The organism is Streptomyces sp. RerS4, assembly GCF_023515955.1.
Lineage (GTDB): Bacteria > Actinomycetota > Actinomycetes > Streptomycetales > Streptomycetaceae > Streptomyces.
The window spans coordinates 5,184,086-5,196,412 of the sequence record NZ_CP097322.1 but is presented as its reverse complement, the minus strand read 5'-3'; the positions used below and the strand labels follow the sequence as shown (position 1 = coordinate 5,196,412).

11 protein-coding genes are annotated in these 12,327 nt (G+C 70.6%); 7 read left to right on the top strand and 4 right to left on the bottom strand.

What is annotated here, in order from left to right:
- Window positions 1-44 precede the first annotated feature (44 nt).
- The gene (locus M4D82_RS24215; RefSeq protein ID WP_249772115.1) at window positions 45-1,562 is read right to left on the bottom strand and encodes a gamma-aminobutyraldehyde dehydrogenase; all 1,518 of its coding nucleotides are present in this window, start codon (window positions 1,560-1,562) and stop codon (window positions 45-47) included.
- A 182-nt stretch (window positions 1,563-1,744) separates the two neighbouring features.
- Between M4D82_RS24215 and ybiA the strand changes: the two genes are divergently transcribed.
- From ybiA to M4D82_RS24200, 3 genes are all read left to right on the top strand, one after another.
- Window positions 1,745-2,299: a riboflavin biosynthesis intermediates N-glycosidase gene (gene ybiA, locus M4D82_RS24210; RefSeq protein ID WP_249768034.1), complete on the top strand. Its 555-nt coding sequence runs from the start codon at window positions 1,745-1,747 to the stop codon at window positions 2,297-2,299.
- Window positions 2,296-2,721, top strand: coding sequence for an NUDIX hydrolase (locus M4D82_RS24205; protein ID WP_249768033.1), 426 nt, complete (start codon window positions 2,296-2,298; stop codon window positions 2,719-2,721). Before ybiA ends, M4D82_RS24205 begins: the two co-directional genes overlap by 4 nt.
- Window positions 2,722-3,179: 458 nt before the next feature.
- Window positions 3,180-4,775 carry a TROVE domain-containing protein gene (locus M4D82_RS24200; protein WP_249768032.1) on the top strand — a complete coding sequence of 532 codons (1,596 nt, stop codon included), beginning with the start codon at window positions 3,180-3,182 and terminating at the stop codon, window positions 4,773-4,775.
- A 186-nt stretch (window positions 4,776-4,961) separates the two neighbouring features.
- Here the strand turns inward: M4D82_RS24200 and M4D82_RS24195 are convergent, their stop codons facing one another.
- Complete coding sequence (locus M4D82_RS24195; RefSeq protein WP_249768031.1) at window positions 4,962-5,612, bottom strand: DUF4190 domain-containing protein; 651 nt, start codon at window positions 5,610-5,612, stop codon at window positions 4,962-4,964.
- Window positions 5,613-5,722: 110 nt separating this feature from the next.
- On the opposite strand from M4D82_RS24195, the gene M4D82_RS24190 reads away from it, so the two are divergent.
- Both M4D82_RS24190 and M4D82_RS24185 read left to right on the top strand, forming a co-directional pair.
- Window positions 5,723-6,748, top strand: coding sequence for an adenosine deaminase (locus M4D82_RS24190; RefSeq protein ID WP_249768030.1), 1,026 nt, complete (start codon window positions 5,723-5,725; stop codon window positions 6,746-6,748).
- A 13-nt stretch (window positions 6,749-6,761) separates the two neighbouring features.
- Window positions 6,762-7,460 carry a glycerophosphodiester phosphodiesterase gene (locus M4D82_RS24185; protein WP_249768029.1) on the top strand — a complete coding sequence of 233 codons (699 nt, stop codon included), beginning with the start codon at window positions 6,762-6,764 and terminating at the stop codon, window positions 7,458-7,460.
- A gap of 55 nt (window positions 7,461-7,515) precedes the next feature.
- On the opposite strand, the gene M4D82_RS24180 is transcribed toward M4D82_RS24185, so the two are convergent.
- Window positions 7,516-8,694, bottom strand: a complete 1,179-nt coding sequence (locus tag M4D82_RS24180; protein ID WP_249768028.1) for an ABC transporter substrate-binding protein — start codon at window positions 8,692-8,694, stop codon at window positions 7,516-7,518.
- A 76-nt stretch (window positions 8,695-8,770) separates the two neighbouring features.
- Window positions 8,771-10,210: a gamma-aminobutyraldehyde dehydrogenase gene (locus tag M4D82_RS24175; protein ID WP_249768027.1), complete on the bottom strand. Its 1,440-nt coding sequence runs from the start codon at window positions 10,208-10,210 to the stop codon at window positions 8,771-8,773.
- A gap of 169 nt (window positions 10,211-10,379) precedes the next feature.
- Here M4D82_RS24175 and M4D82_RS24170 point away from each other — a divergent pair, with 169 nt between their 5' ends.
- Window positions 10,380-10,883: an Lrp/AsnC family transcriptional regulator gene (locus M4D82_RS24170; RefSeq protein ID WP_033222960.1), complete on the top strand. Its 504-nt coding sequence runs from the start codon at window positions 10,380-10,382 to the stop codon at window positions 10,881-10,883.
- A 3-nt stretch (window positions 10,884-10,886) separates the two neighbouring features.
- Window positions 10,887-12,248 carry an aspartate aminotransferase family protein gene (locus M4D82_RS24165; protein ID WP_007266858.1) on the top strand — a complete coding sequence of 454 codons (1,362 nt, stop codon included), beginning with the start codon at window positions 10,887-10,889 and terminating at the stop codon, window positions 12,246-12,248.
- Window positions 12,249-12,327: the final 79 nt, after the last annotated feature.

Genomic DNA, 12,327 nt, shown 5'->3' with positions numbered 1-12,327 from the left:
GCTGGTCAGGCGGGATTCGGCCACGCGGCGCGAGCCACGTGCGGTCAGGTGCGGTCCCCGAAGATCGTGCGGTGCCAATCCTTCGCGGCGACCGCAGTATTGTCGAACATCACATGCTTGACCTGCGTGTACTCCTCGAATGAGTAGGCGCTCATATCCTTGCCGAACCCACTCGCCTTGTAGCCGCCGTGCGGCATCTCGCTGATGATCGGGATGTGGTCGTTGACCCACACGCAGCCGGCCTTCAGCTCGCGGGTGGCGCGATTCGCCCGGTAGAGGTCGCGCGTCCAGGCGGACGCGGCGAGCCCGTACGGGGTGTCGTTGGCCAGCGCTAGGCCCTCGTCGTCGGTGTCGAAGGGCAGCACGACCAGGACCGGCCCGAAGATCTCGGACTGGACGACCTCGCTGTCCTGCGCGGCGCCGGCGATGAGGGTGGGCCGGTAGTAGGCGCCCGCCGCCCGATCGCCACCGGGGATCTCGCCGCCGGTGACGACGGTGGCGTACGCGCGGGCCCGCTCGACGAAGCCGGCGACCCGGTCGCGCTGGGCGTGCGAGACCAGCGGGCCGAGGTCGGTGTCGGACGCGAAGGGGTCGCCGACGCGGACGGTCTCCATCAGCTCGGCGACCCGGGCGACGAACGCGTCGTGCAGGGGCCGCTGGACGTAGGCGCGGGTGGCGGCCGTGCAGTCCTGCCCGGTGTTGATGAGGGAGCCGGCCACGGCGCCGTGGGCCGCCGCCTCCAGGTCGGCGTCGTCGAAGACGACGAACGGCGCCTTGCCGCCGAGCTCCAGGTGGAGGCGCTTGACGGTGGCGGTGGCGATCTCGGCGACCCGCTTGCCGACCGCCGTGGAACCGGTGAAGGAGGTCATGACCACGTCGGGGTGGGCGACCAGGTGCTCGCCCGCCTCGCGTCCGGCGCCGGTGACGATGTTGATCACGCCGTCGGGCAGGCCCGCCTCGGTGGCCGCCTGGGCGAACATCAGAGAGGTCAGCGGGGTCAGTTCGGCCGGCTTCAGCACGATCGTGTTGCCGGCGGCGACGGCCGGGAGGATCTTCCAGGCGGCCATCTGGAGCGGGTAGTTCCAGGGGGCGATGGAGCCGACGACCCCGATCGCCTCGCGGCGTACGTAGGAGGTGTGGTCCCCGCTGTACTCGCCGGCCGCCTGGCCCTGGAGGTGACGGGCCGCGCCCGCGAAGAAGGCCGTGTTGTCGATGGTGCCCGGGACGTCGAACTCCGTCGTCAACTTCAGCGGCTTGCCGCACTGGAGGGACTCGGCGTACGCGAAGTCGTCCGCCTGCTCGGCCAGTACGGCGGCCAGCCGGTGCAGGGCGTCCGACCGCTCCCCGGGGGTGGCGGCCGACCAGCCCGGGAAGGCCCGCGCGGCGGCGGCGACGGCCGCGTCCACGTCGGCCGCGCCGGCCAGTTCGTAGGTGAGGACCGCCTCGCCGGTGGCGGGGTCGATGACGGTGTGCGAGCGGCCCGAGGTGCCCGGCCGCAGCCGTCCGTCGATGTACTGCGCGCCGTCTGCGAAGCGGTCCTTGACCTGGAAGCGGTTGCCCATCACGCTCTCACGCTCTCCGTAGCTACAGCTCGAATTGAGTGCCGATCCTGGCAGAGGCATGGTTCTCCGCCAAGGGATTCCGTTGTTGCCTTTTGATTACGCGACGGAATCGGTCGACCATATGTCGAGGGACGACCGGAATCCCGTACGAAGTGTCAGTGGTGGCTGCCAGACTCGCGTGCATGGAGATGATCGACACCTTGATCGAGCAGGTCAGCCGGGGTGAGCGGGTGAAGTTCCTGCCCTTCTGGGGCCACCGGCCGCGGCACGACGGCAGGCTCGGCCCGAGCTGCCTCAGCCAGTGGTGGCCGGCCCCCTTCACCGTCGGTGAGGTGCGCTACGAGACGGCGGAGCACTGGATGATGGCCGGAAAGGCCCGCCTCTTCGGCGACCCGGAAGCCGAGCGGGCCGCCCTGGAGGCGACGAGTCCGGCGGCGGCGAAGAAGGCCGGGCGGCTGGTGCGCGGCTTCGACGAGGCGATCTGGGAGCGGGAGCGGTTCGCGCTCGTGGTGGAGGGCAGCGTGCACAAGTTCGGGTCCACCCCGGAACTGCGCGCGTACCTGCTGGGCACCGGGGACCGGGTGCTGGTGGAGGCGAGCCCGATGGACCGCGTCTGGGGCATCGGCCTGGCGGCGGACGACGACCGCACCCTGGACCCCGCCCGCTGGCGCGGCCTGAACCTCCTGGGCTTCGCCCTGATGGAAGCCCGCACCCGCCTGCGCGCCGGCGCCGCGTGAGTCTGGCGGAGCGCAGGCGGGTCGCGGCCGTCATCGTGCGTGACGGCCACGTCCTGATGGTGCGCGAGCGGCACAGGGGCCCGTCCGGGCGGCACGACGGGGCGGAGTACTGGACCCTGCCGGGCGGCGGCGTCGAGCCCGGGGAGGACCCGGAGGCGGCCGTCCGGCGGGAGGTGGCCGAGGAGACGGGGCTGCGCGCCCTGGAGGTGCGGTACGCGTACGAGGCGCCGTACCCCTCCGGCCGGACCTCCTGCTACCGGGTCGAGGTCGCGCCCGGGGAGCCGCGGCTCGGGGTGGACGGCGACCTGGCGTGCGACTGTCCGCGCATGGTGGGGCTGGTCTGGGTGCCGGCGCCCCGGGCGGAGCCCGGTGGGGAGTACATGGTGGCCACGCTGCTGTCGGCCGTCGCGGACGCGGGGTAAATGCGTGGCGGGGGTGGGGCGGGGTGCATAACGTAGGGGTCGTCCAGGTGCGAAAGGCGAGACCTACTTCCACTCTTAATGGGGCGGTCGCGGGTTCGAGTCCCGTCACCGGCTTTCGAGCCGGTGTAGCTCAGTTGGCAGAGCACCACGTGGTTTCGCCGACCTTGAACTCTGGACACCTACGTCACGCACCTCCCGGTGCGCGGGCTGCGGCTCCTTCTTCCACAGAATCCCAAGCCGCCGCCACCTTGATCTCGGGAGGCACGCGTGCGGGATGCCCGGTGCGCAGGCGACGGTTACTTCCGGGACCAGGAGGTCGCGGGTTCGAATCCCGCCCGGCTGCGGCCGGTGGAGCAGCTCGGTAGCTCGCCTGGCTAATAGTTCCGTCGCCGACCCTGATCTCGGGCATCCCGCACGTCACGCCTCCCCCAGGTTCCACTGAATTCGGGGGGATTCACATGGCTCGTTTCAACCTGCGCCGCGCGTCCAAGGCGCCGACCACGACCGCACCCACTTCGCCGGTGCGCTCCACCGGCGGTCGCGCCGCCAACCACCACGGCAGCCGCGGCTTCGTCCGTGACACCCGCTCCGAGCTGTTCCTGCTGGCCGTCGCCAACTTCGTGACGCAGCGGACCTTCTACGAGAGCGGCGAGGCCCGCGACGACCGGTTCGCCGCGCTCGTGCGCCGTCTCGCCGTCGAGGACCCGACGTGGACCGCCGGCCTGCTCGGCTGGCTGCGCACCGACGGGAACATGCGGACCGCCTCACTGGTCGGAGCGGCCGAGTACGTGAAGGCGCGGCTCGACGCCGGAGCGAGCGAGGGGCCGTCGAACCGCCGGGTGGTGGACTCCGTCCTGCAGCGCGCGGACGAGCCCGGCGAGCTGCTGGCCTACTGGACGGCGACGTACGGGCGCAACGTGCCCAAGCCGGTCAAGCGCGGCATCGCCGACGCCGTGCGCAGGCTCTACTCCGGCGCCTCCCTGCTGAAGTACGACACCGCCTCCAAGGACTTCCGCTTCGGCGACGTCCTCAACCTCGTGCACGCCTCCCCCGACCCCGCGAAGCCCTGGCAGGGCGAACTGTTCCGCTACGCCCTCGACCGGCGCCACCACCCGGAGACGGCCCAGGTGCCGGCCGGCAACCGCACCCTGCTCGCCCACCGGGACCTCATGGAGCTTCCGGTGGAGGAGCGCCGGGCCGTGGTCACCGCCCCGGACGGGGCCGAGCGGCTCGCCGCCGCGGGCATGACCTGGGAGGCGCTGGCGGGCTGGCTCCAGGGGCCGATGGACGCGGCCGCCTGGGAGGCGGTCATCCCGTCCATGGGCGCGATGGCGCTGTTGCGCAACCTGCGCAACTTCGACCAGGCCGGCGTCTCGGACGAGGTGGCGGCGCGGGTCGCGGCGAAGGTCTCCGACCCGGAGGTCGTCGCCCGGTCGCGGCAGTTCCCGTTCCGCTACCTGGCCGCCTACCAGCACGCGCCGTCCCTGCGCTGGGCGTACCCGCTGGAGCGGGCGCTCGGCCACTCGCTGGCCAACGTCCCGGCCCTGTCCGGGCGGACGCTCGTCCTCGTGGACCGCTCGGGGTCGATGTGGGCGCCGCTGTCGGACCGCTCGCAGCTCAACCGGGCGGACGCGGCGGCCGTCTTCGGCACGGCGCTGGCGCTGCGCGCCGAGGACGCGGACCTCGTGCAGTTCGGCACGAGCAGCAAGGAGGTCCCGTACGAGCGGGGCGAGTCCGTGCTGAAGGTGCTGGAACGCTTCGAGGACCTCGGCGGCACCTACACGGCCGAGGCCGTGCGGCGGTACTACAAGGGGCACGACCGGGTCCTGATCGTCACGGACGAGCAGGCGACGTACCGCCACGGCGGCGACCCGACGGCCCTGGTCCCCGACGAGGTCCCGGTGTACACCTGGAACCTGGCCGGGTACCGGACCGGTCACGCCCCCTCGGGGTCCACGGGCCGGCACACCTTCGGCGGGCTCACCGACGCGGCCTTCCGCATGGTCTCCCTGATCGAGGCCGGCCGGAACGCCGACTGGCCGTGGATGGCCTAGGGGGTGTCTTTCGGGTCAGGCCGGATCAGGGAGCGGTGGTCGGTGCCGTGCATCGCAAGGCGGAGGAGGGAGTCGACGCGGAGCGTCGGCGACCGACGACAACGCGGCGAGGCGCGGTGCCGACCACCGCGAGCCCGGCCTGATCCGAAAGACACCCCCTAGTGAACGGCCTCGGGGGCAGGTCCGTCAGACCTGCTCGCGTATCTGGGTGTTGGACGAGGACGGGCCGTGGACGTCGGAGCCGCTCCCCGGGTCCAGCATGAGGCCGGTGACCATGAGCGCCACCAACAGGAGGCCGAGCACGATGCCGACGGCGCCCAGGATGATGCCGGCCAGGGCCATGGGACCGTTGTCGGCCTCGCCGCGGTTGGCCTTGCCCCGCCCCAGGATGCCGAAGACGACCGCCGGGATCGCGAACAGCAGGCCCACCCAGCAGGTGACCACGCCGAGGATCCCGAGGACGAGGGAGGCGATCCCGAAGCCGTTGCTCATCGGCCGGTAGCCGGGGTACCCCGGGTAGCCGGGGTGGCCCAGGTAGCCGGGGTGGCCCGGGTAGCCGGGGTGGCCGTACGTCGGCTGCGCCGGCGGCGGTCCGGGGTACGCGTAGGCGCCGGGGTCCGGCTGGGCGGGGTACCCGTACGCGGGCGTCGTCGGAGCCGGCGCGGGCGTCGGTGTCGGTATCGGCGGCGGTGTCGGCGCGTGCCCCGCCATCCCCACGATCGTCGGCTGGTCGTGCACGGGCGCGGGCCCGGCCGCTCCCGTCGGTGGCACCGACTCCATCGACGGCCGCTCGGGCGGCGCCCACGGGTCCTTCGGGTCGGGGCTGTATTCGGTCATGAGGCACCCCCCTCTCGTACGGCCATGCTAAGTGGTGCCACCGACAGTGACGGGCCTGCCTACGATGAAGCCGACCCGCCCGCACCCGTGTCCTCCCGGAGGCCCACCCCATGACCGACCTGCACGCCTTCATCGCGGGGCTGCCCAAGGCCGAACTCCACGTTCACCACGTCGGCTCGGCCTCCCCGCGCATCGTGGCCGAACTGGCCTCCCGCCACCCGGATTCGAAGGTCCCCACCGACCCCGAGGCCCTCGCCGACTACTTCACCTTCACCGACTTCGCCCACTTCATCGAGGTCTACCTGTCGGTGGTCGACCTCGTCCGCACCCCCGACGACGTCCGCACCCTGACCTTCGAGGTCGCGCGTGACATGGCCCGGCAGAACATCCGCTACGCCGAGCTGACCATCACCCCGTACTCCTCCACCCGTCGCGGCATCGACGAGAACGCCTTCATGCAGGCCATCGAGGACGCCCGCAAGGACGCCGAGGCCGAACTCGGCGTCATCCTGCGCTGGTGCTTCGACATCCCCGGCGAGGCCGGGCTGGAGGCCGCCGCCGAGACCGCGCGCCTCGCGGTGGAGCTGCGCCCCGAGGGCCTGGTCTCCTTCGGCCTGGGCGGCCCCGAGATCGGCGTCCCGCGCCCGCAGTTCAAGCCGTACTTCGACCGGGCCCGCGCGGCCGGCCTGCGCAGCGTGCCGCACGCCGGCGAGACCACCGGCCCCGAGACCATCTGGGACTCGATCCGCGAGCTGGGCGCCGAGCGCATCGGCCACGGTACGAGCGCCACCCAGGACCCGGAGCTGCTGAAGTACCTCGCCGAGCACCGGATCGCCCTGGAGGTCTGCCCGACCTCCAACATCGCCACCCGCGCCGTCACCGACCTCGACCGGCACCCGGTCAAGGAGATGGTGGCGGCGGGCGTGCTCGTCACCATCAACAGCGACGACCCGCCGATGTTCGGCTCCGACCTCAACAACGAGTACGCGGTGGCCGCGCGCCTGCTGGACCTCGACGAGCGCGGTCTCGCGCGGCTGGCGAAGAACGCCGTCGAGGCCTCGTTCCTCGACCCGGCCGGCAAGGCGAAGCTGAACGCGGAGATCGACACGTACACGGACACCTGGCTCGCGCGCTGAAGTCCCGCCGACAATGGGGACCATGAGCACCCTGATCTCGGTCGGTCACCGCGGCGATCCGTACCGCTTCCGTGAGAACACCCTCGCCTCCGTCCGCTCCGCCTTCGCGCGCGGGGCGGACGCGGTGGAGATCGACGTACGGCTGACCCGCGACGGGGTGCCGGTCCTGCTCCACGACGAGACCCTCCAGCGGTTGTGGGGGCACGACGTACGGCTCGACGCGATGACCGCGGCTCAGCTCCGGGAACTGACCGGGGGCGGGGTGCCGACCCTGCGCGAGGCGTTGGCCGCGGCGGGCGCCGGCCGGGTGATGCTCGATCTGCCCGGTGCCTCGGTGGAGTCGGTGCGCACCGTCGTCGACCTGGTGCGCGCGTGCGGGGCGCGCGAGCGTACGTACTACTGCGCCGGGCCGAACACCATGCTGGCGGTGCGCGCCGCCGATCCGGGCGCGGAGATCGCGCTGACCTGGACCACGCTGTCGCCGCCGCGTCGGGTGTTGCTCGACGCGGTGGCGCCGCGCTGGCTCAACTACCGTTTCGGGCTGGTCAGTCGGGAGTTGACCGACGCGCTCCACCGGGACGGGCTGCTGGTGTCGGCGTGGACGCCCGACACGAAGCCGGCGATGCGCGCCGCGGTCAGGGCGGGCGTCGACGCCGTCACCACCAACCGGGTGGACGCCCTGGCCGCCGTACGGGCCGAACTCGGCCGGTGACACGCGGGGGCCGGGGGCGCGGGGCGCGGGGCCGGCGCCCCCGAGCCGGGCGGGGTCAGAGCCCGACGATGGCGTTCCAGCGTTTGGCGAAAGACGGGCGCTCGGCCGAGGAGATGTCCCGGGCGACGGCGAGGCGCTTCCTCATGGCCTCGTCCGGGAAGATCAGCGGGTGCTCGGCGAGCGCGGCGGTCCCCTTGTCCGGGGAGGCGGCCAGCACCTCGCGGGCGGCGGGCACGGGGCAGACGTAGTTGACGGCCGCGGCCAGTTCGGCGGCCACCACGGGGTCGTAGTAGTGGTCGACGAGGGCCTCGGCGTTGGCCTTGTGGCGGGCGAGGTTGGGGACCAGCAGGCTCTCCGCCCACAGTTCGGCGCCTTCCTCCGGCACCACGAACTCGATGTCGGGGTTGTCGGCCCGGAGTTGGACGGCGTCGCCGGAGTACGCCTGGCAGGCCAGGACGTCGCCCTTGCTCAGATCGGAGGTGTAGTCGTTGCCGGTGAAGCGCCGGATGTGTTTCCTGCGCACCATGTCCTCCACCTGGTCGCACATCCGGTGGAAGTCGGATTCGCTCCAGCTGGTGACGTCCACGCCGTTGCCCTGCATCAGCAGGGCGAAGGACTCGTCGAGTCCGGAGAAGAGGGTGACCTTGCCGGCCAGGTCCGGCTGCCACAGGTCCTTGACCGACCGGATCTCCCGGCCGAGGGCCTTGCGGTTGTAGGCGATGCCGGTGATGCCCGACTGCCAGGGGACGGTGTGCAGCCGGCCCTCGTCGAAGGCGGGGGAACGCAGTTGGGGGTCGAGGTGGCGGGCGACGTTGGCCTGGGTCGAGCGGTCCATCTTCTGGGCCCAGCCCAGGTGGACGAAGCGGGCGGCCATCCAGTCGCTGACGACCACGAGGTCGTGGCCGGTCGCCTGGTGGTTCATGAGGGCCGGGCTGACCTTGCCGAAGAACTCGTCGTTGTCGTTGATCTCCTCGCTGTAGCGGACCTCGATGCCGGTGCGCTCGGAGAAGGCGTCCAGGGTGGGGCGTGACTCCTCGTCGTCCTCGTCGGTGTCGATGTAGAGGGGCCAGTTGGAGAAGGCCACGCTCCGTTCGTCTGCCGAGCGGTCCGGGCCCCGCCGACGGCCTTCGGGGACGTAGGCGGCGGGCACGCCGCAGCCCGCGAGGCCGGCCGACAGGCCCGCGGCACCGAGGCCGCGCAGCACGGCGCGGCGGGAGAAGGCGAGTTGAGGCATGGGGTCAGCCTCGAACACGCCAGAGGGGCGGGCAATAGACAAGGTGTCTACTGCCCGCCCCTCCTGGCGTACCGGATCAGCCGTCGAGCGAGGTCATGACGTGCTTGATGCGGGTGTAGTCCTCGAAGCCGTAGGCGGAGAGGTCCTTGCCGTAGCCGGACTTCTTGAAGCCGCCGTGGGGCATCTCGGCGACGAGCGGGATGTGGGTGTTGATCCACACGCAGCCGAAGTCGAGGTTCTTGGACATGCGCATCGCGCGGGCGTGGTCCTTGGTCCAGACGGAGGAGGCGAGGGCGAACTCGACGCCGTTCGCGTACTCCAGGGCCTGGGCCTCGTCGGAGAAGGACTGGACGGTGATGACGGGGCCGAAGACCTCGTTCTGGATGATCTCGTCGTCCTGCTTGAGGCCGGAGACGACGGTCGGGGCGTAGAAGAAGCCCTTGTCGCCGACGCGGTGGCCGCCCGCCTCGACCTTGGCGTGGGCGGGCAGGCGCTCGATGAAGCCCGCGACCTGGCCCAGCTGGTTCGGGTTGTTCAGCGGGCCGTAGAGCACGTCCTCGTCGTCCGGCGCGCCGGTCTTGGTGTCGGCGGCGGCCTTGGCCAGCGCCGCGACGAACTCGTCGTGGATCGACTCGTGGACGAGCACGCGGGTGGCGGCGGTGCAGTCCTGGCCGGCGTTGAAGTAGCCGGCGACGGCGATGTCCTCGACGGCCTTGGCGACGTCGGCGTCCTCGAAGACCACGACGGGCGCCTTGCCGCCGAGCTCCAGGTGGACGCGCTTGACGTCCTTGGAGGCGCTCTCGGCGACCTGCATGCCCGCGCGCACCGAACCGGTGATGGAGGCCATCGCCGGGGTGGAGTGCTCGACCATGGCCTTGCCGGTCTCGCGGTCGCCGCAGACGACGTTGAAGACGCCCTTGGGCAGGATCGAGTCGATGATCTCGGCCATCAGGACGGTGGAGGCCGGGGTGGTGTCCGAGGGCTTGAGGACGACCGTGTTGCCCGCGGCGATGGCCGGCGCGAACTTCCACACGGCCATCATCATCGGGTAGTTCCACGGCGCCACCTGGGCGCAGACGCCGACCGGCTCGCGGCGGATGATCGAGGTCATCCCGTCCATGTACTCGCCGGCCGAGCGGCCTTCGAGCAGCCGCGCGGCGCCCGCGAAGAAGCGGATCTGGTCCACCATCGGCGGCAGTTCCTCGCTCGCCGTCAGGCCCAGCGGCTTGCCGGTGTTCTCCGACTCTGCGGCGACCAGCTCGTCGGCGCGGGCCTCGAAGGCGTCCGCGATCTTGAGCAGGGCCTTCTGCCGCTCGGAGGGGGTGGTGTCGCGCCAGCCCGGGAAGGCGGCAGCGGCGGCGGCCATGGCCGCGTCGACGTCGGCCTGCCCGGACAGCGGTGCGGTCGCGTACACCTCGCCCGTGGCGGGGTTGACCACGTCGGTGGTCCGCCCGTCGGCGGCGTCCTTGAACTCCCCGCCGATGTAGTTGCGCAGACGACGCAGTTCGGTGGTCACTACAGCCACTCTCCTGATCACATGTCCAACGATTGAGACGACTCCCAAGCCTAGCCCCTCGGGCGACGCTTTCGACAGGGCCGGAAGCCGCCAACTACGAAATCCGCGTAATCGAAGACGATCCACAACGGATTTCATCGGTTACGGGTTGCGGAACAGACGACTCCTCGTGCACAGTGAGGTCGTGGTCAGTCGAAGCGCAGATTCCAGGAACAGACAACCGTCCCCTTCGGTCGATGCTGTGTCCCTGGCGATCATCGAGCAACTGCAGGAGGACGGTCGCCGTCCCTATGCATCGATCGGCAAGGCCGTCGGCCTGTCCGAGGCGGCGGTGCGCCAGCGCGTGCAGAAGCTGCTCGACCAAGGCGTCATGCAGATCGTCGCCGTCACCGACCCGCTCACCGTGGGCCTGCGACGCCAGGCCATGGTCGGCATCAACGTCGAGGGAGACCTCGACCCGGTGGCGGACGCACTCACCTCGATGGCCGAGTGCGAATACGTGGTGATGACCGCGGGATCGTTCGACCTGATGGTGGAAATCGTCTGCGAGGACGACGACCACCTGCTCGAAACGATCAACAAGAAGATCCGCACGCTCCCCGGCGTGCGATCAACCGAAAGCTTCGTTTACCTGAAGCTGAAGAAGCAGACCTACATGTGGGGAACTCGATAGCCCGTGAGCCAAGACCTCTCCAAGACCGCCTACGACCACCTGTGGATGCACTTCACCCGCATGTCGTCGTACGAGAACGCGCCCGTCCCCACCATCGTGCGGGGTGAGGGCACCTACATCTTCGACGACAAGGGCAAGCGCTACCTGGACGGTCTCGCGGGGCTGTTCGTGGTCAACGCCGGTCACGGCCGCAAGGAACTGGCCGAGGTCGCGTACAAGCAGGCCCAGGAGCTCGCGTTCTTCCCCGTGTGGTCGTACGCGCACCCCAAGGCCGTCGAGCTGGCCGAGCGCCTCGCCGACTACGCCCCCGGCGACCTGAACAAGGTCTTCTTCACCACCGGTGGCGGCGAGGCCGTGGAGACCGCCTGGAAGCTCGCCAAGCAGTACTTCAAGCTGCAGGGCAAGCACACCAAGTACAAGGTCATCTCCCGTGCGGTCGCCTACCACGGCACCCCGCAGGGCGCGCTGTCCATCACCGGTCTGCCGGCCCTCAAGGCCCCGTTCGAGCCGCTGGTCCCCGGCGCGCACAAGGTGCCGAACACCAACATCTACCGCGCCCCGATCCACGGCGACGACCCCGAGGCCTTCGGCCGCTGGGCCGCCGACCAGATCGAGCAGCAGATCCTCTTCGAGGGCCCCGACACCGTCGCGGCCGTCTTCCTGGAGCCGGTGCAGAACGCCGGTGGCTGCTTCCCGCCGCCGCCCGGCTACTTCCAGCGCGTCCGCGAGATCTGCGACACCTACGACGTGCTGCTCGTCTCCGACGAGACGATCTGCGCCTTCGGCCGCCTCGGCACGATGTTCGCCTGTGACAAGTTCGGCTACGTGCCCGACATGATCACCTGCGCCAAGGGCATGACCTCGGGCTACTCCCCGATCGGTGCCTGCATCGTCTCGGACCGCATCGCGGAGCCGTTCTACAAGGGCGACAACACCTTCCTGCACGGCTACACCTTCGGCGGACACCCGGTGTCCTCCGCGGTGGCCATCGCCAACCTCGACATCTTCGACAAGGAAGGCCTGAACCAGCACGTGCTGGACCAGGAGGGCAACTTCTTCAACACCCTGAAGAAGCTGCACGACCTTCCGATCGTCGGCGACGTCCGCGGCAACGGCTTCTTCTACGGCATCGAGCTCGTGAAGGACAAGGTCACCAAGGAGTCCTTCACGGACGAGGAGACCGAGCGCGTGCTCTACGGCTTCCTCTCCAAGGCGCTCTTCGACAACGGCCTGTACTGCCGCGCCGACGACCGTGGCGACCCGGTCATCCAGCTGGCCCCGCCGCTGATCGCCGACCAGGGCACCTTCGACGAGATCGAAGGCATCCTGCGCTCGGTGCTCACCGAGGCGTGGACCAAGCTCTAAGCCCGGCGACAGCGCGCCGGCGTGAAAACGCGATAGCGCGATAGTCCGATCACGCGGCCCGGATACCCCGTTCGAGTGA